This window comes from Xanthomonas sp. LMG 12462 (genome assembly GCF_009192885.1).
In the GTDB taxonomy this organism is placed as follows: domain Bacteria; phylum Pseudomonadota; class Gammaproteobacteria; order Xanthomonadales; family Xanthomonadaceae; genus Xanthomonas_A; species Xanthomonas_A sontii.
This window is the reverse complement of record NZ_NMPP01000068.1, coordinates 23156-42373: the sequence shown is the minus strand read 5'-3', so window position 1 is coordinate 42373 and position 19218 is coordinate 23156. Positions and strand designations below refer to the sequence as shown.

Annotated in this window: 21 protein-coding genes; 12 read left to right on the top strand and 9 right to left on the bottom strand. The window is 70.3% G+C overall.

Annotation, left to right across the window (positions count from 1 at the left end):
- Positions 1-497: superoxide dismutase family protein (locus CEK69_RS15685; protein ID WP_226975185.1), on the top strand; the 497-nt coding region annotated here is incomplete at its 5' end.
- 146 nt (positions 498-643) lie between these two features.
- Here the strand turns inward: CEK69_RS15685 and CEK69_RS15680 are convergent.
- Both CEK69_RS15680 and CEK69_RS15675 read right to left on the bottom strand, forming a co-directional pair.
- Positions 644-1210 (bottom strand): NADAR family protein, encoded by a 567-nt coding sequence (locus CEK69_RS15680; RefSeq protein ID WP_152246606.1) that lies wholly within the window; start codon positions 1208-1210, stop codon positions 644-646.
- Positions 1211-1410: 200 nt separating this feature from the next.
- Positions 1411-2298: a hypothetical protein gene (locus tag CEK69_RS15675; protein ID WP_152246604.1), complete on the bottom strand. Its 888-nt coding sequence runs from the start codon at positions 2296-2298 to the stop codon at positions 1411-1413.
- Positions 2299-2403: 105 nt separating this feature from the next.
- On the opposite strand from CEK69_RS15675, the gene CEK69_RS15670 reads away from it, so the two are divergent.
- A complete protein-coding gene (locus tag CEK69_RS15670; RefSeq protein ID WP_026143786.1) occupies positions 2404-3684 on the top strand; it encodes an acetyl-CoA C-acetyltransferase in 1281 nt (426 codons plus the stop codon).
- A 159-nt stretch (positions 3685-3843) separates the two neighbouring features.
- Positions 3844-4413: a hypothetical protein gene (locus tag CEK69_RS15665; RefSeq protein WP_152246602.1), complete on the top strand. Its 570-nt coding sequence runs from the start codon at positions 3844-3846 to the stop codon at positions 4411-4413.
- Between the two features lie 224 nt (positions 4414-4637).
- Here CEK69_RS15665 and CEK69_RS15660 read toward each other — a convergent pair whose 3' ends face one another.
- The 3 genes from CEK69_RS15660 to CEK69_RS15650 all read right to left on the bottom strand — a co-directional run bounded on the left by CEK69_RS15660 (position 4638) and on the right by CEK69_RS15650 (position 7778).
- Complete coding sequence (locus CEK69_RS15660; RefSeq protein WP_017908649.1) at positions 4638-5906, bottom strand: heme biosynthesis HemY N-terminal domain-containing protein; 1269 nt, start codon at positions 5904-5906, stop codon at positions 4638-4640.
- Positions 5903-6883, bottom strand: coding sequence for a uroporphyrinogen-III C-methyltransferase (locus tag CEK69_RS15655; RefSeq protein ID WP_152246600.1), 981 nt, complete (start codon positions 6881-6883; stop codon positions 5903-5905). Before CEK69_RS15655 ends, CEK69_RS15660 begins: the two co-directional genes overlap by 4 nt.
- 112 nt (positions 6884-6995) lie before the next feature.
- On the bottom strand, positions 6996-7778 hold the full coding sequence (locus CEK69_RS15650; RefSeq protein ID WP_193314013.1) for a uroporphyrinogen-III synthase: 783 nt from the start codon (positions 7776-7778) through the stop codon (positions 6996-6998).
- Between the two features lie 33 nt (positions 7779-7811).
- On the opposite strand from CEK69_RS15650, the gene CEK69_RS15645 reads away from it, so the two are divergent.
- The 5 genes from CEK69_RS15645 (at position 7812) to CEK69_RS15625 (ending at position 10886) form a co-directional block, all read left to right on the top strand.
- Positions 7812-8282 carry a YiiD C-terminal domain-containing protein gene (locus CEK69_RS15645; protein WP_043094080.1) on the top strand — a complete coding sequence of 157 codons (471 nt, stop codon included), beginning with the start codon at positions 7812-7814 and terminating at the stop codon, positions 8280-8282.
- 45 nt (positions 8283-8327) lie between these two features.
- Positions 8328-8747: a hypothetical protein gene (locus tag CEK69_RS15640; RefSeq protein WP_026144149.1), complete on the top strand. Its 420-nt coding sequence runs from the start codon at positions 8328-8330 to the stop codon at positions 8745-8747.
- Between the two features lie 53 nt (positions 8748-8800).
- Positions 8801-9235, top strand: a complete 435-nt coding sequence (locus CEK69_RS15635; protein ID WP_017907746.1) for a rhodanese-like domain-containing protein — start codon at positions 8801-8803, stop codon at positions 9233-9235.
- An 88-nt stretch (positions 9236-9323) separates the two neighbouring features.
- Positions 9324-9842 carry a protein-export chaperone SecB gene (gene secB, locus CEK69_RS15630; RefSeq protein ID WP_017907745.1) on the top strand — a complete coding sequence of 173 codons (519 nt, stop codon included), beginning with the start codon at positions 9324-9326 and terminating at the stop codon, positions 9840-9842.
- Between the two features lie 18 nt (positions 9843-9860).
- Positions 9861-10886, top strand: a complete 1026-nt coding sequence (locus CEK69_RS15625; protein WP_152246596.1) for an NAD(P)H-dependent glycerol-3-phosphate dehydrogenase — start codon at positions 9861-9863, stop codon at positions 10884-10886.
- Between the two features lie 176 nt (positions 10887-11062).
- Here CEK69_RS15625 and CEK69_RS15620 read toward each other — a convergent pair whose 3' ends face one another.
- Complete coding sequence (locus CEK69_RS15620; RefSeq protein WP_017907743.1) at positions 11063-11635, bottom strand: Ax21 family protein; 573 nt, start codon at positions 11633-11635, stop codon at positions 11063-11065.
- Positions 11636-11878: 243 nt separating this feature from the next.
- On the bottom strand, positions 11879-12421 hold the full coding sequence (locus CEK69_RS15615) for a TetR family transcriptional regulator (protein WP_152246594.1): 543 nt from the start codon (positions 12419-12421) through the stop codon (positions 11879-11881).
- Positions 12422-12569: 148 nt separating this feature from the next.
- Here CEK69_RS15615 and CEK69_RS15610 point away from each other — a divergent pair, with 148 nt between their 5' ends.
- Positions 12570-13259 carry a DUF1349 domain-containing protein gene (locus CEK69_RS15610; protein WP_152246592.1) on the top strand — a complete coding sequence of 230 codons (690 nt, stop codon included), beginning with the start codon at positions 12570-12572 and terminating at the stop codon, positions 13257-13259.
- An 85-nt stretch (positions 13260-13344) separates the two neighbouring features.
- On the opposite strand, the gene CEK69_RS15605 is transcribed toward CEK69_RS15610, so the two are convergent.
- Together CEK69_RS15605 and CEK69_RS15600 are read right to left on the bottom strand one after the other, a co-directional pair.
- On the bottom strand, positions 13345-13824 hold the full coding sequence (locus CEK69_RS15605; RefSeq protein WP_017907740.1) for a tRNA (cytidine(34)-2'-O)-methyltransferase: 480 nt from the start codon (positions 13822-13824) through the stop codon (positions 13345-13347).
- Positions 13825-13865: 41 nt separating this feature from the next.
- Positions 13866-14342, bottom strand: a complete 477-nt coding sequence (locus CEK69_RS15600) for a hypothetical protein (RefSeq protein ID WP_150408904.1) — start codon at positions 14340-14342, stop codon at positions 13866-13868.
- Positions 14343-14754: 412 nt separating this feature from the next.
- Here CEK69_RS15600 and CEK69_RS15595 point away from each other — a divergent pair, with 412 nt between their 5' ends.
- The 3 genes from CEK69_RS15595 to CEK69_RS15585 all read left to right on the top strand — a co-directional run bounded on the left by CEK69_RS15595 (position 14755) and on the right by CEK69_RS15585 (position 19189).
- Entirely contained in the window at positions 14755-17628 is a 2874-nt protein-coding gene (locus CEK69_RS15595; protein ID WP_152246590.1) for a pitrilysin family protein, read from the top strand.
- Between the two features lie 124 nt (positions 17629-17752).
- Positions 17753-18070 carry a DUF4156 domain-containing protein gene (locus CEK69_RS15590; RefSeq protein WP_017907737.1) on the top strand — a complete coding sequence of 106 codons (318 nt, stop codon included), beginning with the start codon at positions 17753-17755 and terminating at the stop codon, positions 18068-18070.
- 102 nt (positions 18071-18172) lie between these two features.
- Positions 18173-19189: a 3-oxoacyl-ACP synthase III gene (locus CEK69_RS15585; protein ID WP_017907736.1), complete on the top strand. Its 1017-nt coding sequence runs from the start codon at positions 18173-18175 to the stop codon at positions 19187-19189.
- Positions 19190-19218 lie beyond the last annotated feature (29 nt).

Below are 19218 nucleotides of genomic sequence, written 5' to 3'. Positions count from 1 at the left end.
CGCCGGCCGCGACCAACGCCACCGGCAGCGCCAGCGCCGCGCTCAGCCCGACCCAGGGCAACGAAGTGGCCGGCGAGGTCAAGTTCACCACCGTCGACGGCGCCGTGCACGTCACCGGCACCATCACCGGGCTCAAGCCCAACAGCGAGCACGGCTTCCACATCCACGAGTTCGGCGACTGCAGCGCGCCGGACGGCAGCAGCGCCGGCGGCCACTTCAACCCGGCCAAGACCGAGCACGGCCAGGTTGGCAGCGATCCGCACCACGGCGGCGACATGCCCAATCTCAAGGCCGACGCCGAGGGCAAGGCGACCATCGATGCGGCGGTGTCCAACAACGTCAACATCGGCAAGGGCGACGGCTTCGACATCCTCAACCACGCGGTGATCGTCCACGCCGACCCTGACGACTACAAGAGCCAGCCCACCGGCAATGCCGGCGGCCGCCTGGCCTGCGGCGTGATCAAGGGCGATGCGGCGGCCGCGCCGGCGCAGTAAGTGCACGCTGGATGACGTTCGTGATGGCGGCATCCGTGTTGCGGGCGCCGCTGTCTTTCGCTTCCTGGATCCGCTGATATCCGGAAAGTGGCTCCAGTCGCGCCGGATCGAGGCTGCATGAAGCAGAGCGGCATCGTCTGTCGCGCTCAGCGAGGATCTGATTCCGCCAGTCGCCGGCGGACCTCCATCAGGGCGAAGCCCAGCAGGTTCTCGCCCTGCCACGTCGTGGGATCGGCGGCGCGCGGGTCGTCCGCCGCCAGGCCGATGCCCCAGATCCGGTCGACCGGACTGGCTTCGACCAGCACCCTGCCGCCGGTCCCGAGCAGGAAGGTCTTCAGCGCCGCATGCTGGCCGAACTTGCCCAGGTTGCCCGCGATGACCAACTGCATGCGGGCATCGCGCCAGGTGGATTCATCGAAACCCTGGATCTCCCGCCCGATCGCCTTGGCTTCTCCGGGATGCGCGGCGGCCAGAATGCGGGCACAGGCGGCATGGTCGCCGAACAGCCGCGCCTTGCCGGCCATCATGTAATGCTCGGCGGTGGGATAGGTCACCGAATCAAGCACGAAGGGCGCCTCGAACCATTGGCTGAAGCAACTGCGGTCGATGGCGCCGGGCTGCTTCGGTGTGTGCCCCCAGAAGTGGACAAACTTGAGGGGTTCGCCAGCCTGATGACGTGCGCACAGCGCTTCGACGGTCAACACGGTGTGCATGGATGTCCTCGCTGGAAATCAAGTGCTGCAACCCCGCGGCGCCAGGGCAGCGCCGCGGATGCTGCGACATGCCGTTGCGGCCGCCTGTTGCCGCGTCAGCCCGGCATCGCGTTCTCTTTCCAACGTGCGCCTGCCGGAGGCCACGCTGGCCCGCTTGCTCCTGTCGGGCGGTGACACGCCAGTGGAGGTGCTGACGCGGCTCAGGCCGCCAGCAACGCCTGCTTGGCGTCCTGCCCGCTCTCGCAATGCACGTACAGCACCGGCAGGCCGTGGGCCTCGAGCACCGCGGCCAGTTGCCGCTGGCGCGCCAGGTACTGCTCGTAGACCCGCTGCAGGCGCTCGCAGTCCTGGCGGTCGTAGGCGTAGTGCGCGCACCAGCTGGCCGGGTCGAACAGCGCCATGCGCACCTCGCCTTCGCGGTAGCGCAGCAGCGGCTCCGGCGGGGCCTGCAGCCATTCTTCCTGGTCCGGCGCCAGCAGCGCGGTCTCGATCAGCGGCCACAGCGGTGCCAGACCCTGGTTGTCGTACTGCATGGACATCATCGCCGCCAGGTCGTGGCCGGTCAGGTAGCGGGCGTGCTCGATCTCCGCGCCAAAGCCCTGCTGCGCGAGCAGCGCGGTATCGGCCTGCGCCATGCCCTGCGCCAGCAACACATCCTCCAGTGCTTCGGCCACCGCCTGCACTGTGTCGGCCGGGCCGCTGAGCAGGAACGGCACCACCCGCAATGCGCCGCCGCGCAGGCCGGCATCGGCCTGGAACGGCAGCGGCACGCTGCCATCGGCATCGGTGCCGAAGGCCAGCAGTCGCGGGCCGTCGTGACGGCCGGGCGCGCGGGCGGCGAGTTCCTCCAGGCGCCGGTGCAGCGGCCAGCCCGGACGCAACGCTTCGGCCGGATCGAAATGCGCGCCGGCCAGGCTCAGTTCCAGTTCGCGCACCGCCGGCACCAGTTGCGCCAGGTCGCGGCCGACCTTCTCGGCCAGTTCGGCGGCCTGCGCATGCGGCAGCGCCGGGTGCGCCGGTTCGCGCCCGGAGGACAATTCCAGGGCGATGACCCCGTGGGCGTGGCGAGTGGCGGAGGCTTGGGTCATGGGATTGGCGGTTGGCCCGTCGCGGGCGCATAGCTACACTCGCTTCATTATGCCTGCGCTACCGTGCAGGCCATGTCCCCGACTCCCCTCGCGCGAGGTAATCCCATGCCAGCAGCCCGTCCCGTCGCCATTCTCGGCGGCGTCCGCATTCCGTTTTGCCGGCAGAACACGGCGTATGCGGATGTCGGGAACCTCGGCATGTCGGTGCGCACGCTGGGCGCGCTGGTCGAGCGTTACGGGCTGCACGGGCAGCAGCTGGGCGAAGTGGCGATGGGCGCGGTGATCAAACATTCCAGCGACTGGAACCTGGGCCGCGAGGCGGCGCTGTCCTCCGGGCTGTCGCCGCTGACTCCGGGCATCACCCTGCAGCGCGCCTGCGGCACCAGCCTGGACAGCATCATCACCGTCGCCAACAAGATCGCGCTGGGGCAGATCGAGTCGGGCATCGGCGGCGGTTCGGACACCACCTCCGAGGTGCCGATCGTCTACGGCAAGAAGCTGCGCGCGCGGCTGCTGGCGGCCAACCGTGCCAAGAGCACCGGCGACAAGCTGCGCGCGCTGACCCGCGGCTTCAAGTTCGCCGAGCTCAAGCCCGAGTTCCCGGGCGTGGCCGAGCCGCGCACCGGCAAGAGCATGGGCGACCACTGCGAGGACATGGCCAAGCAGTGGAACATCTCGCGCGATTCGCAGGACGCCTGGGCGGTGTCCTCGCACCACAAGCTGGCCGCCGCCTACGAGCGCGGCTTCTTCGCCGACCTGATCGCGCCGTTCCGCGGCGTGGAGCGCGACAACATCCTGCGCGCGGACACCTCGCTGGAGAAGCTGGCGACGCTGAAGCCGGCGTTCGACAAGGTCAGCGGCCGCGGCACCCTGACCGCGGCCAACTCGACCCCGCTGACCGACGGCGCCGCCGCGGTGCTGCTGGCCTCGGAAGAATGGGCGCAGGCGCATGGCCACGTGCCGATGGCCTATCTGCGCGATGCGCAGGTGTCGGCGGTGGATTTCGTGCACGGCGAAGGCCTGCTGATGGCGCCGACCGTGGCCGTGCCGGAGATGCTCAAGCGCCATGGCCTGCGCCTGCAGGACTTCGACATCTACGAGATCCACGAGGCCTTCGCCGCGCAGGTGCTGTGCACCCTGCGTGCCTGGGAGAGCGAGGACTACTGCCGCACCCGGCTGGGCCTGGACGCGCCGCTGGGGCAGATCGATCCGGCCAAGATCAACCCGGTGGGCTCGTCGCTGGCCACCGGCCATCCGTTCGCCGCGACCGGCGCGCGCATCGTCGCCACCGTCGCCAAGCAACTGGTCGAACGCGGCGGCGGCCGCGCGCTGATCTCGATCTGCACCGCCGGCGGCATGGGCGTGGTGGCGATCGTCGAACGCTGAGTGTCACCGCGCGCTGGCACTCGTGCCGGCGTGCGCCGCGCCACGGCCTTCGGCCCTGCGGCGCCGCCCCGGCGCTGACCGCGCCGCATCCGTCGCGCTACCATGCCCGCCGATTCGCCTGCGCCACGCGGGCGACACGGCGCGCAGGGGGCGCAGGCCATGACCGAGCAGGGCAGTTTCAATCCGTACCAGGCGCCCAGCGTCGCCAGTCCGTCCAGCCTGCCGCCGCCGTTGCCGGGCGAGACGTTGTGGCGCGATGGCACGGATTTGCTGTGCCTGCGCGATGCGCCGTTCCCGCCGCACTGTGTGAAGTGCGGGGCGGCGCTGGGCAACGACGAACTCAAGAAGCGCACCTTCTACTGGCACGCGCCGGGCTGGTACGCGCTGATCCTGGTGAGCATCCTGGTCTATGCGATCGCGGCGCTGGTCGCGCGCAAGCGCAGCAGCCATGTGCTCGGGATGTGCGTGGCGCATCGGCGTCGGCGCAACCGGTACATCCTGTTGATCGCCGGTGCCTTCCTGGTTGGCCCGCTGCTGGGAGTCGCCGTCGGCGATGAGAGCGGGTTCTGGCTGGGAGGCGCCGTGTTCCTGGTCATGCTGATCTGGGGCATGTTCGGCGCGCGCATCCTGATGCCGCGGCGCATGGACGAGCGCTACGCGCGCTACAAGGGCCTGGCGCCCGCGTTCCTGGCGCGCCTGCCGGCGCTGCCGCCGGCCTTGCGGCGCTGAGCGGCCGGACGCGGCCGGCCTTCGGATGCGATGACCGGCGCGCCGCCGGCCTGTGCACACGACGCGGCCCAGGCCTTCTGCCGTGCTCCTCTTCGCTGATCGGCGCAGGAGCGATGCGCGTGCGCTGCCGCGTCCGGAAGCAGCCATGACGCGCTTTCGCCGCGGATCAGCGTGCCAGGCCTGGTCTTGCAAGCTCGGCCATCTCTGACAACACCGGGACGGACTCAACCCTCCAGCCGCGGGAACCCATGGTCGTCGCGGCGTTCCGTGCTGTCCGGCGCCGGCGCGATCGGGGTCACCGGCGCGACCGGCTCGGGCAGCGGCTGCGCGATGTCGCCGCGCTGCACGCGTAGCGCATTGGCGTAGCAGCGCTGCGCCGCGAGCATGTCGCCGGCGTCGGCATAGCCGTCGCCGAACACTTCCCAGGCCTCGGCACCGGCACCCAGCGCCAGCGCGCGGTGCAGGAATTCCTCGGCCTGCGGCCACTGCTGCTGGCGGCTGGCCAGACGCGCCAGGGTCAGCAGCAGCGCCGGGCTGTCCGGATGCGCCTGCAGCCAGCGCTGCGCGCTGGCGCGGCGCGAATCGTACTTCTCCACCGGCAGGCGCCCGTACAGCGCGGCCAGGCCTTCGTCCCAGCGCGTGTCCAGCGCCTGCTCCAGGCTGCGCAGCGCCGCATCGTCCCAGCGCAGGGCGGCCGCGCGCACCGCGTAGGCGGCGACCACCGCCGGCTCGCTGCGCAGCGATTTGGGCAGGCTCTCCCAGCGCTCGGCCAGGGCATTGGCATCGGCGGCCTGGTCCAGCGAGGCCGCGGCCAGGCGCGTTTCCAGCGTGGCGATCGCCTCCAGCGGCAGCGCCTGCTGCTGGCGGATCGCGCCGAGCTGGCCGTAGGCCTCGCCGGCACGACCGATGCGGGTCAGTGCCTCGGTGCGCAGCAACAGCCCGCGCGGCGGCAGCGGCTGCGCCGCGGCCACGTCCAGCGCATTGATCGCATCGACCGGGCGCTGCTGCTCCAGATGCAGTTCGGCCAGCAGCAGTGCATGCGCGGCGGGATCGCGTTCGGCCAGGCGCCGCAGGTGGCGCTCGGTCGCCTCGCGGTCGCCGCGCGCATCGGCCGCGCGCACCGCGGCGATCAGGGCGATGGCGCTCACCTCGGGGTCTTCGGCGGCGGCGTTGAGCTGCTTCTCGGCCCGTGTCCACTGGCCGGCGTGGGCGGCGGCCAGGCCGTCGAGCAGGCGCGCGCGCGACTGCTTGCGGCGGCGCCGGCCCCAGGCGCGGAACGGGAAGCTGAGCACGTTCCACACCAGCCACAGCGCCAGGAACGCGATCACCAGCAGCAGCGAGGCCTGCGGCAGCGAGGCGATGTAGTCGGTGCCGCCGACGCGCACGATCACCTCGCCGAGCTGGCGCACCTGGTCCTGCCCCAGCCATTGCGCACCGATCACGCCCAGCGCGATGACGATCAACAGCACGATCAGGGAACGGAGGGATTTCATGACGGGCTCCTTGCGTCGCGCATCGCGCGCAACTGTTGCAGGGTGGTTCCGAGTTCGGGAATGGTCGGGCGCAGATCGGCATTGGCCAGGGTGCGCAGCGCGGCGCGGCGTTCGCGCAGCTGCGGCGACTCCGGCCACAGCCGCGACAGCCAGCGCCCGGCGCCGGCCAGGGCGCTGCGATAGCCACGCGTGTCGCCGCGTTCCAGCGCCGCGCGCGCCAGGGTCAGGTCGAGCTGCAGCGCGTCGTGGGCGGCCACGCGCTCCGAGCCGGCGGCCAGGACGCCGCCCTGCGAGGGGCGGATCTTCACCAGCGGCGCCAGCAGGCGCTGCCACAGCGGCTGCTGCGCGCTCTCCGGCAATTGCGTCGGCAGCTTGTCCAGGCTGGCGGCGAAGGCATCCAGTTGCTCCGCCAGGCGTGCCTGCGGCCCGTCGCCCAGCGTGTCCAGCGCGGTACGTTCCTGCAACAGCGCCTGGCGCAGGTTGAGGAATTGCGGATCGTCGATGCCGTCCAGCACACCGCTGGCCAGCGCGTAGGCACGCCGCGCGCCGGCCGCATCGCCGGCCAGCAGCAGGCGCTGCTGGCCCTGGTTGAGCAGCAGTTCGACCTCGTCCAGGCGCAGCGCCTGCGCGCCGTGACGGTTGGAGTCGGCGAGCTTGGCGACATTGGCCTCCAGCAGCGCGCTGCGCTGGCTCAGGCCGAGCATTTCGTCGCGCAGCACGCGGTTGGTGCTGGCCGCGTCCTGCAGCCGCTGCGCGGTGGCGCGCTGGTCGCGGCGCAGGCTGTCCTGGGCCTGCTGCAAGGCCTGCAGTTGCTGCTGCAGGTCCGACTGCTGGGCCAGTTCGCGCGCGCTGCGCGCCTGCCACCAGTCCCAGCCACGCCAGCCGGCGAACGCCAGCGCGGCCAGCGTGGCGAGCACCAGCAGCAACCAGATCCAGCGTGTGGAACGGCGAGGCGTGATCGGGATTTCGTCGGTCATCGGCAGCGTCCTGGGGGCCGTCGCCCGTCGCGAGCAAGGCGGCGGTCGGCGCGGCACCGCCGGAGCATGGCGTGAGCGGCACTGCGGCCGCAACCCGGGCGGCGGTCCGCGTTCAGCGAGGTGGCGAGCGCGTTACGATCGCGGCCGCTGCGGCGACCAACTGCTGCGGCATCGGTCCGGCCGCCTGGGCGACGTCGACGAACCCCAGGTCCGCGGCCAGGGTCGCCAGGCGCGCGCTGGCCGCGACCACCGGCCGTGCACGCCAGGCCCGGGCCAACTCCTCCGGCAACTGCGCCAGCAGCTGTTGCAGCGCCTCGCCGCTGCTCAGCGCCAGCACACCGGGCGGCGCCGCACGCAGGCGGGCCAGGTCGGCCGCGCGCAGTCGTACCGGTTCGCGCACGTACACGTCCGCGCGCAGCAGCGGGGTGCCGCGCGCCTGCAGGTGTGCGGCGATCAGGCCGCGGCCGCCGGGGGCGGTGATCAGTCCCACCGGCAGGTCGTGCGCGGACATTTCCGGCAGCGCCAGCAGGCCGTCGCTGTCCATCCGCGCCGGCGTCGCCACCTCGGCGATGCCGTGCTGGCGCAAGGCGCGCGCCGTGCCTGCGCCCACCGCCAGCCAGCACTGGCCGGGGCGTGCCGCCAGCGGCTGCAGCGCCGCGGCCGCGCGCACCGCCGCCGGGCTGCTGACGATGACCCGCGGCGCAGCCAGCGCCGCGGCAAGGGCCGCGCGGGTGGCGGGATCGGCGCGCGGCCGCAGCCGCCACGGCGACACCGCCAGCACCCGTGCGCCACAGCGCGCCGCGGCCCGCCGCAGCGGCGCGTGCTCGCCCTGCGGGCGCAGCGAGATCAATGTCCAGGTCGGGGCGGCGGTTGCATGCGCGCTCATGCCAGGCATTATGCGAGCCCCCACCGGCAGCACAATCGCATCATGGCAGCGGATCTTTCCTTCGAGGCGTTCCTGCAGCAGTTGCAACGGCAGTTCCAGGCCATGCCGCCGGTGGCGGCGCTGCAGGTCGCCGTGCACGAGTATGCCGAGCAGCGCCTGCAACTGGTCGCACCACTGGCGGCCAACCTCAACGACAAGGGCAACGCCTTCGGCGGCAGCCTGGGCTCGGTGATGACCCTGGCCGGCTGGGGGCTGGTCAACTGCGAGCTGCACCGCGCCGGCCTGCAGGCCGACGTCTACGTCGCCGACAGCCAGGTGCGCTACCTGTCGCCGCTCTACGCCGATCTGCATGCCCAGGCCAATGCCGATGCGGAGGCCGACTGGGCCGTGTTCGTGAATACCTTCCGCCAGCGCGGCCGCGCCCGCATCGGCATCCAGGCCCAGGTCGGCGCGCCCGGCGCGGCGGCGGCGGCGACCCTGAGCGGTCGCTTCGTGGCCCTCGCCAAGGGGTAGGATGCGCGGATCGCGCGCCCCGCGCGCCGCCACCTGGACGCCGCCATGCCCTCGATGTTCCGCGCGCTCGCGCTGCTGTTGCTGCTGGGCTGGACCGGCGCGGCCGTGGCCGGCAGCCGCGCGCAACAGCGCAAGCTCGACGATCTGCAGACCGCCTACGCCGCGGCGGTGCGCTGGAGCGAGTTCGAGACCGCCTGGCAGGTGGTCGACCCGGCCTACCGCCAGGCGCATCCGCTGACCGACCTGCAACTGGAGCGCTACCGGCAGATCCAGGTCTCCTCCTACAAGGTCGGCGGCGGCGCGGTCGGCGACGGCGAGGCGCTGCGCGAGATCGAACTGGGCGTGATCAACCGCAATACCCAGGCCGAGCGCATCGTCCGCTACCGCGAGCGTTGGCGCTGGGACCCCGAGGCCAAGACCTGGTGGCTGCAGGATGGCCTGCCGGACCTGTGGAACGGCCAGTAGCGCGGTCGCCGAGCTGTGCGACAATCGGCGCCCGCTTCCAGCCCCCGAGTCCCGTGAACTTCGAAGAACTGCTGGCCTTCGCCGGCCGCAACCCGATGCTGGCCCTGGCCCTGGTGGGCCTGACCATCGCCCTGATCGTCACCGAAGTGGCGCGCCTGTTCCGTGGCTACAAGAGCCTGCGGCCGGCGGAGCTGACCCGCCTGATCAACGCCGGCAATGCGGTGGTGGTCGACCTGTCGGCCTCGGCCGATTTCGAGAAGGGCCACATCGCCGGCAGCCGCAACGCCACCGCCAGCCAGTTCGGCCCCGAGCACAAGCTGGTGGCCAACGCCAAGGCGCAGCCGGTGGTGCTGGTCTGCCGCACCGGCACCACCGCCGACGGCGCCGCCAAGCAGTTGAAGAAGGCCGGCTTCGAGCAGGTCTACGTGCTCGAGGGCGGCATCGCCGCCTGGCAGCAGGCCGAGCTGCCGCTGGTCAAGGGCCGCTGAGACACCGCGTCCGGTCCGACCTCGAGGGGCGCGGCCGGCGTGTGATAATCCCGTTTCTTTCTGTTACCGAATCCACCGGAGTCAAGCAATGTCCGACCTCACCAACAACGGCGCCGCGGCGCCGGCCGACGCCGCGGCCGGTCCCGCTTTCACCATCGAGAAGATCTACGTCAAGGACGTGTCCTTCGAGTCCCCCAACGCGCCGTCGGTGTTCAACGACAACGCGCAGCCGGAACTGCAGCTCAACCTCAACCAGCGCGTGCAGCAGCTGAACGAGCAGGCCTTCGAAGTCGTGCTGGCCGTGACCCTGACCTGCACCGCCGGCGGCAAGACCGCCTACGTGGCCGAAGTGCAGCAGGCCGGCGTGTTCGGCCTGGTCGGCCTGGACCCGCAGGCGGTGGACGTGCTGCTCGGCACCCAGTGCCCGAGCATCCTGTTCCCGTACGTGCGCTCGCTGGTCAGCGACCTGATCCAGGCCGGCGGCTTCCCGCCGTTCTTCCTGCAGCCGATCAACTTCGAGGCCCTGTACGCCGAGACCCTGCGCCAGCGCGCGCAGCAGGGCGAGGGCCAGTCGCTCGCCGATTCGGAGCCGGCCGGCAACGCCTGAGCGCGTTCGCCGTTGTGCATGCGCGATAACGCCAAGAAGAAGATCGCCGTCCTCGGCGCCGGCTCCTGGGGCACGGCGCTGGCGTCGCTGACCGCACGGCACGGGTACCCGACCGTGCTGTGGGGCCGCGACGCCGTGGTCGCCGAGGCCATCGGGCAGCGCCACGAAAACCCGCGCTACCTGCCGGGGATCGCGTTGCCGGAGGGCCTGCAGGCCACCACCGACCTGGCGGCGGCCATCGATGGCGCCGACTGGATCCTGGTGGTGGTGCCGTCGCATGCGTTCACCGAAACCCTGCGCCAGCTCGCGCCGCTGCGCCCGACGCAGGCCGGCGTGGCCTGGGCGACCAAGGGCTTCGAGCCCGGGTCGGGGCGTTTCCTGCATGAAGTGGCGCAGGAGATCCTCGGCGAGGACGTCCCGCTGGCGGTGGTCACCGGCCCGTCCTTCGCCAAGGAAGTGGCCCTGGACCTGCCGACCGCGGTGACCGTGCACGGCGATGCCGCGTTCGCCCAGCAGGTCGCCGATGCGATGCACGGCCCGACCTTCCGCGCCTATACCGGCGACGACATGGTCGGCGCCGAGCTGGGCGGGGCGATGAAGAACGTGCTGGCGGTGGCCACCGGTGTGGCCGACGGCATGGAGCTGGGCCTCAACGCCCGTGCCGGCCTGATCACCCGCGGCCTCAACGAGATGCTGCGGCTGGCCGCGGCGATCGGCGCCAAGCCGGAAACCCTGATGGGGCTGGCCGGACTCGGCGACCTGGTGCTCACCTGTACCGGCGACCTCTCGCGCAACCGTCGGCTGGGCCTGGCGCTGGGCCGTGGGCAACCGCTGCAGGAGGCGGTGCGCGCGATCGGCCAGGTGGTCGAGTCGGTGCAGACCGCCGACGAGGTGATGCGCCAGGCCGAGCGCCACGGCATCGATCTGCCGATCTCCAACGCGGTGCGCGCGGTCCTGCATGGCGAGCTGACCCCGGCGGTCGGCCTGCAGCAGTTGCTGGCGCGCGAACAGAAGCCCGAGTACCCGACCACCTTGTTCAGTTGATCCGGCTGCCGCCGGACACGAAAGCGCCCGGCCTGGCCGGGCGTTTGCGTGTCTGCACATCCGTGGGTCAGCGATGCGCCGGATCGGCCGGCAAAAAAAAGCCCGGTCGTGGGACCGGGCTTTCCGAACCGCGCGCGGCGGGAGAGAGAGACGACGCGCGCGGCGCTAGGCAACGCTTACCAGCTGAAGCGCGGGCCGACGAACCATTCCTTGTCGCCGTGGCGGTCCATCTTCAGGTCGGCGCTCAGGCCCCAGTTCTGGTTCAGCTTGGCCTGGGCGCCCAGACGGCCGTAGAAGGTGCCTTCCGGATTGACGCCGTCCTTCTTCAGGTAGTCCTCGTAACCACCCAGGGCATAGACTTCCAAGTACGGGTTGAACGCGGTGCGGATACCCGCTTCGGCGCTCCAGCCGTTGAACTTGGTGCCGTATTCCGGGGCGAAACGGTTGTAGGCCACGCGGGTCACCAGGTCGGTGCTGGTCGCGATCTCGTGGTTGTAGCCGGCACCGACGCGCCACTGGTCGACGCGTGCGTCGGCAAAGTCGGTCTTCTGGCGGTTGAAGTCGCCGAACACGCTGAAGTTCGGGTGGAACGCGTAGGAACCCTTGACCGCCCAGCCGTCGGCATCGCCGCCGCTGGCGTCGGTCTTGACGTAGCCGGCTTCGGCATAGTTGTAGGAAAGGCCTTCGGCGGCCGAAGCGGCGAACGGCAGGGTGGCCAGGAGGCCGAGAGCAAGCAGAGAGGTCTTCATAATCGGGTACCTTCGTTATTGGTTTGTCGGCGCTGAGGCGTGGGGCCGTTCGCTGCCGATATGTAAATTATCCGTTAGCGACCCGAACTCGCCCTGAATCCCAAACCGACCAGTCCATAAATTAAACGCCCCGTTCAGGCGCTCGCGATGCAGTGTTGTGATGCGCGCCGTTGCATTCCAGGCAGCAGGGAATATCAGGACTGTCAGCGCAGGTGGCGACGCCCACCGCGTGCGAGCGGCACGCTACAGCGCGGCAAGCGTCTCGATCGCCGCGCGCACGCGCTGCCTGTCCATGGGCACCACCGAGCGGTGGATGGTCGCGCCTTCGATGAAGGCATCGATGGCGGCGGATGCGGCGACGGAGAACTGCGTTTCCAGGGCGGCCCGGCTCCTGGCCATCCACTGCTGCATGATCGCGGTCATCTCCGGGTGCCGGCGGGCGAACGCATACAGTTCGTAGCTCAGCAGCAGCACCCGCGGGGACGCCGTCCCCTCGGCGAAGATGATGTTCACCACCGCCTCGCAGGCTTGGTCGCGGTTCTGCGCGATGCGGATTTCGGCGGCGAAGTCGGCGGAGACGTCCTGGGAGAAGCGGGTGAACGCCGCGACCAGCAGGTCGTGCATCGAGCCGAAATAGTAGGTGGTGGCACTGAGCGGAACGCCGGCTGCCTCGGCGACCTTGCGGAAGGTGGTGCCGGTGACGCCGTGGTCCAGGATCACCCGCAGCGCGGCCTGCTCGATCGCTTCCTTCCGGTGCGGATCCTGGCGCCAGGTCCTGCCGCTCATGCCTGTCCAACGCTGCCTCGACGAAGGCCGATGATCGCAGGTCGCGGTTGACGCCTCAATTGGCACAGATGTACAAATTCGCCGATGAGGTCGACGAAGGCCATCGCCGCGATGGCGCCTCCGAAACAGCGACGTGAGGAGCGGTGCGATGACGAATTCCAGGGAGCACGACGTGGATACCGGTCGTCGGGCGACCCTGGGTGGGCTCGCCGCCGGCAGCGTCGTGCTGGCGAGCGGTGCGCGCGCGGGGGCAGCTTCCGGCTGGGAGGCGGGCACCTGGCTCAACGCGCCCAAGGTCCATCGGATCCTGCCGGGCGGCGTGCTTGAGGCCGTCACCGACAAGGGCAGCGATTTCTGGCGCGAAACCCATTACGGGTTCACCCGCGACAGCGGGCATTTCCTCGGCATCGCCGCGCCCGCGCGCTTCACCTGCCAATTGCGCGTGCGCGGCAAGTTCGAACAGCTCTACGATCAGGCCGGCCTCATGGTGCGGGTCGACGAGCGCCGCTGGGTGAAGGCCGGGATCGAACTGAGCGACGGCCGGCCGATGCTCAGCAGCGTATTGACCGACGGCCGTTCGGACTGGGCCACCGGCCCGTACGAAGCGGACGCGTCGGATTTCTGGATGCGCGCCACCGTGGACAAGGGCGTGCTGCGCCTGCAGGTCTCGCGCGACGGGAAATCCTGGCCGCTGGTGCGGTTGTGCCCATTCCCGGTCGCCTCCTCTTATCTCGTCGGCCCGATGACGTGCACACCGGAACGGGAAGGATTGATGGTCCGCTTCTCCGACTGGAGCCTGGGGCCGGTGCTGGGCAAGGATCTGCACGATCTGTCCTGACGCCTGCAGTGCCGCGGCGTGCTGCGCCAGCGATGCAGCGATAGAACATCGGATGGCGTGTTGCCAGGCGACGCGCGCCGTACGCTCAGTCGGCGCCGGGAAAGCCCAGTTGCCGCCACGCCTCGAACACCACCACCGCGACCGCGTTGGACAGGTTGAGGCTGCGGTTGTGCGGCTGCATCGGCAGGCGCAGGCGCTGCGCGTCGGGCACTTGCTCCAGCACCGTGTCCGGCAGGCCGCGGGTTTCCGGGCCGAACAGGAAGGCGTCGCCGTCGGCGAAGGCGGGCGTGTCGTAGCGGGTGCTGCTGCGGGTGCTGAGGGCGAACAGGCGGCGCGGGGCGATGGCCTGCAGGGCCGCATCCAGCGACGCGTGGACCTGCAATCGTGCGTACTCGTGGTAATCCAGGCCGGCGCGCTTGAGCTGACGGTCGCCGAGGTCGAAGCCCAGCGGCTCGATCAGGTGCAGTTGCGCGCCGGTGTTGGCGCAGAGACGGATGACGTTGCCCGTGTTGGGCGGAATTTCGGGCTGGTACAGCAGAACATGCAGCGTTGGGGTGGCGATCATCGGCGCAGTGTACGCGCCGGCGCGGAGGCCTTGGTGCCGATTCAGCGCACCATGCCGACCGCCAGGTCCTGGCCCAGCTTCTGCAGGCTCGGCTGCAGCTGCAGCATCGCGGTGTCCAGCGTCTCGCCGACCACGTCGCCGATCGCCAGCATGCTGCCCATGTCCGCATCCGGACGCACCTGCACGGTGGCCAGGGTCACCACGTGCTGGCTGGCGGCCTGCTCCTGGTTGCGCTCGGCGAGCTGCTCGGCCGAGGGGCGTACCTGCACCGCCGCCAGGGTGGCGATGCGGCTGGACAGTTCGGCGTCGCGCTGGGCGATCTGCTCGGCCGAGGGGCGCACCTGCACCGCCGCCAGGGTGGCGATGCCGCTGGTCTGCTCGACGTTGCGCTGGGCGATCTGGTCGGCCGACGGGCGCACCTGCACGGTCTCCAGGGTGGTGATCTGCGCGGCGGCGAAGGACGGCGCGGCGAACAGGGCGGCGATGGCGGCGGTCAGGAGCAGGGTGGTGGTCTTCATTGCGGGCCTCGTTGGTGTTGTTGATCAGTGGTGTGGTAGTAACGTAGTACACCTAATCAGGGGTTGCAAGAACTTTTTTGCGCCCGGTTGTTTTATTAAGCTTTCATTCACTTAATGCCGGTGGCTCTTGCGCTTGCGGATGTGTAAGCAGACCGCGTGCCAACTTCAAGTTTCTGTATTTGAAGGGAAATTTTGTCGCTCAAAGTGTCCGGGGGCGGACACCCGGGCGCTCGCGTACGCCGGACGCGGACAGGTGGCGCCGTTGGCGGCGGCAGCCGCCCCGTGGGTTGTGGGGTTGCGACGCCGTTGAAAAGGACGTCAGCGACAACGGCGGAATGCGCGTCGTGCGGTACGCCCGGTACGATCGGCGTTCACCGGCTGTTTCACTCGCCCCAAGGAAGAAGGAATCCGCATGACCGTCTCGACCCGCCCGCGTGGCGCCCTGCTGGCCGTCGCCCTGTCCGTCGCGCTCGGCGCATTGAGCTACGCGCCGCCTTCGACGGCGGCCAGGCCTGCTGCCGCCGCGTCTGTGGATATCGCCTACGCGCAATTCACCCTGCCCAATGGGTTGCGGGTGGTGGTGCACACCGATCGCAAGGCGCCGATCGTGGCGGTCAATCTCTGGTACCACGTCGGCGCCAAGGACGAGCCGGCCGGGCGCACCGGGTTCGCGCATCTGTTCGAGCACCTGATGTTCCAGGGCAGCGAGAACCACCACGGCGAGTTCTTCGAGCCGTTCAAGCAGGTCGGCGTCACCGACCAGAACGGCACCACCAACAGCGACCGCACCAATTACTTCGAGAACGTGCCGACCACCGCGCTGGACATGGCGCTGTGGATGGAGTCGGACCGCATGGGCCACCTGCTCGGCGCCATCGATCAGGCGGCGCTGGACGAGCAGCGCGGGGTGGTGCAGAACGAGAAGCGCCAGGGCGAAAACCAGCCGTACGGGCAGGCCTGGAGCCGGCTGAGTCGCGCGCTGTACCCGGCCGGCCACCCGTACCACCACACCGTCATCGGCTCGATGAACGACCTCAACGCGGCCTCGCTGGCCGACGTGAAGCAGTGGTTCCGCACCTGGTACGGGCCCAACAACGCGGTGCTGGTGCTGGCCGGCGACATCGACGTGGCCACGGCCAAGGAGAAGGTGACGCGCTACTTCGGCGACATTCCGGCCGGCCCGAGCATGGCCCAGCCCAAGGTCGACGTGGCCCAGCGCAGCCAGTCCACCCGCGAGACCATGACGGACAAGGTGCCGCAGACGCGGATCTATCGCGTCTGGAACGTGGCGCAGACCGGCACGGAGGACGTCGACCGCCTGCAACTGCTGGCGCAGGTGCTGGGCGGCGCCACCTCCTCGCGACTGGACCGGCGCCTGGTCCACCAGGACAAGCTGGTGGATATGGTCAGCGCCTCGGTCTGGCCGTCGCAGCTCGGCTCCGGCTTCGGCATCATCGCCATGGTCAAGCAGGGCGTGGACCCGGCCAGGGTCGAGGCGGCGATCGACGAGGAGCTGCGCCGGCTGCTGGACAAGGGGCCGGACAAGGCCGAACTGGCGCGCGCCAAGACCGCCTTCCGCGCCGGCTTCATCCGTGGCGTCGAGCGCATCGGCGGCTTCGGCGGCAAGGCCGACGTGCTGGCCGAGTGCGCGGTGTACACCGGCGACCCGGGCTGCTTCCGTACCTCGCTGGCGACCATCGCCGACACCCGCCCGCGCGATCTCACCGCCGTCGGTCGCAAGTGGCTGGGCAAGGGCGACTACACCCTGCTGGTGCAGCCGGGCGAACGCGTGGCGCAGGCCGAGGAGCCGACGGTGCAACCGGCGCCGCTGAATCCGCCGCCGGTCGATCCCAAGTACCGCACCCTGCCCAGCGTGGTCGACCGCAGCGCCGGCCCGCCCAAGACCACCCAGTTTCCGAAACTGACGTTCCCGACGCTGCAGCGCGCGACGCTGAAGAACGGCACCACGGTGATCCTGGCCGAACGCCACGAGGTACCGGTGGTGCAGTTCAGCTACGAGTTCCAGGGCGGCTACAGCGCCGACCAGGGGCGCAAGCCGGGGACGGCCAACTTCACCATGGGCATGCTCGACGATGGCGCCGGCGAGCGCGATGCGCTGGCGTTCGCCGATGCGGCCGAGGCATTGGGGGCGTCGCTGGCGGCCGGCGCTGCGCTGGACGGCAGCAATGCCTACCTGTCGGCGCTGAAGGAGAACCTGGCGCCGTCGCTGGCGCTGTACGCGGACATGCTGCGGCGGCCGCGCTTCGCGCCGAACGAGATCGAACGGGTCCGCGCCAGCTGGATCGCCAGCATCCGCCAGGAGAAGGCCCAGCCCAACGGCGTGGCGATGCGGGTGCTGCCGCCGCTGCTGTACGGCGTCGGTCATCCCTACGCGATGCCGTTCAGCGGCATCGGCACCGAGGCGGCGATCGCGGCCCTGCAGCGCGAGGATCTGGTCGACTTCCACCGCGACTGGGTGCGCCCGGAGCACGCCACCCTGATCGTGGTCGGCGACACCACCCTGGCCGAGATCGTGCCGCTGCTGGACGCGCAGTTCGGTGACTGGAAGGGTGAAGGGACGGCGCCGTCGGTGCCGGTCCCGGCCCGCGTGGCGCGGCCGGCCAAGCCACGCGTGTACCTGATCGACCAGCCCGGCGCGGTGCAGGCCAACCTGTTCGCCTCGGAACTGGTGCCGCCGACCACCGATCCGGCGGCGGTCCGCTTCGACATCGCCAATGGCGTGATCGGCGGCGACTTCACCTCGCGCCTGAACATGAACCTGCGCGAGAACAAGCATTGGTCCTACGGCGCGCGCAGCGGCGCGGCCAGCGCCCTCGGCCAGCGGCCCTGGACCGCGTCGGCCCCGGTGCAGATCGACAAGACCGCCCCGGCGCTGCAGGAGATGTACAAGGAGATCAGCGCCTTCGCGAGCGGCAAGGCACCGCCGACGGCGGAGGAGGTGGCGCGCATCCGCAACATCCAGACCCTGAGCCTGCCGGGCGCCTACGAGACGGCCAGCGCGGTGATGGGCGCGATCGGCGGCATCGTCCGCTACGGCCGCCCCGACGACTACGTGTTCAAGCGCAAGGCCGAGATCGAGGCGATGACCCCGGCGCAGGTGCGCGAGGCGGCGTCGATGCTCGACCCGAACACCTTGACCTGGGTGGTGGTGGGCGACCTCAAGCAGATCGAGGCGCCGGTGCGCGCGCTGAAGCTGGGCGAGGTCACCGTGATCGATGCCGACGGGGTGCCGCAGGGCGCGGCGGCGGCCCCGGCGCCGCGCTGAGTGCGGCGGTGCGCGTCGGCGATGGCCGGCGCGCGCTGCCTGCCGACGCCGGCGGGCCGACGGTGTCATGGCCGATTCAGCGTTTTGCGGCACAATCCGGATTCACCTGCCAACGGGCCCGTCCATGCGTCTACCGATCGCCTTCGTCCTGCTCGCCACGCTCGCCGGCTGCACCTGGGTGCCGATGGCGCCGGAAGGCAAAGGGGTACGGGTCCTGCCGCCCGGTCAGGCCGCCAGCGGCTGCGAGAAGCGCGGCGAGGTGGTGGTGTCGGTGAAGAGCAGCGTCGGCTTCTACCAGCGCAACCCGCTGCGGGTGCGCGAGGAGCTGGAGACCCTGGCCCGCAACGAGGCGCCCGGCGTGGGCGCCAACACCGTGCAGGCGATGGGCGACCCGGTCGATGGCGACCAGCGTTTCACCGCCTACCAGTGCGGCGGCCGCTGAACCGCTCAGACCATACGCTTTCCGGGGATTTGTTAAAGATGCGGTAAAACGGTGTAACCGCTAGAATTGGCGCCCCCTCGCCTGACCCTGGCGTACACCTCGATGCTCTTCACCAACGTCTCGATCGCGGGACTGGCGCATATCGACGCGCCGCATACGCTGACCTCCAAGCAGATCAACGCGCGCCTGCAGCCGACCCTGGACCGGCTGCGGATCCGTGCCGACGTGCTCGGCGACATCGCCGGCGTCCACGCGCGGCGCATGTGGGACCAGGACCTGCAGGCGTCCGACGTGGCGACGCTGGCGGCGCGCAAGGCGATGGGCGATGCGGGCATCGAGGCTGGGCAGGTCGGGCTGCTGGTCAACACGTCGGTGAGTCGCGATTACCTGGAGCCGTCCACCGCCAGCATCGTCGCCGGCAATCTGGGCGTGAGCGAGCAGTGCATGACCTTCGACGTCGCCAATGCCTGCCTGGCCTTCATCAACGGCATGGACATCGCGGCGCGCATGATCGAGCGTGGCGATATCGACTATGCGATGGTGGTCGATGGCGAGACCGCCAACCTGGTGTACGAGAAGACCCTGGAGCGGATGGCCTCGCAGGACCTGACCGCCGACGCCTTCCGCGACGAAATGGCGACCCTGACCCTGGGGTGCGGTGCCGTGGCGATGGTGATGGCGCGTACCGACCTGGCACCGGATGCGCCGCGCTACCGCGGCGGCGTGACCCGCTCGGCCACGCAGTGGAACACCCTGTGCCGGGGCAACATGGACCGCATGGTCACCGACACCCGCATGCTGCTGATCGAAGGTCTCAAGCTGGGCCAGAAGACCTTCGCCGCCGCGCGGCAGGCGCTGGGGTGGGCGGTGGACGAACTGGACCAGTTCGTCATCCACCAGGTCAGCCTCCCGCACACCAAGGCCTTCATGAAGAGCTTCGGGATCGACCAGAAGAAGGTCATGACCATCTTCGGCGAATACGGCAACATCGGCCCGGCCAGCGTGCCGATCGTGCTGAGCAAGCTGCGCGAGCTGGGCCGCCTGAAGAAGGGCGACCGGATCGCGCTGATGGGCATCGGCTCGGGCTTGAACTGCTCGATGGCCGAGGTGGTCTGGTAAGCGAGAGGCGCAGGACAGGCGCGCAAATT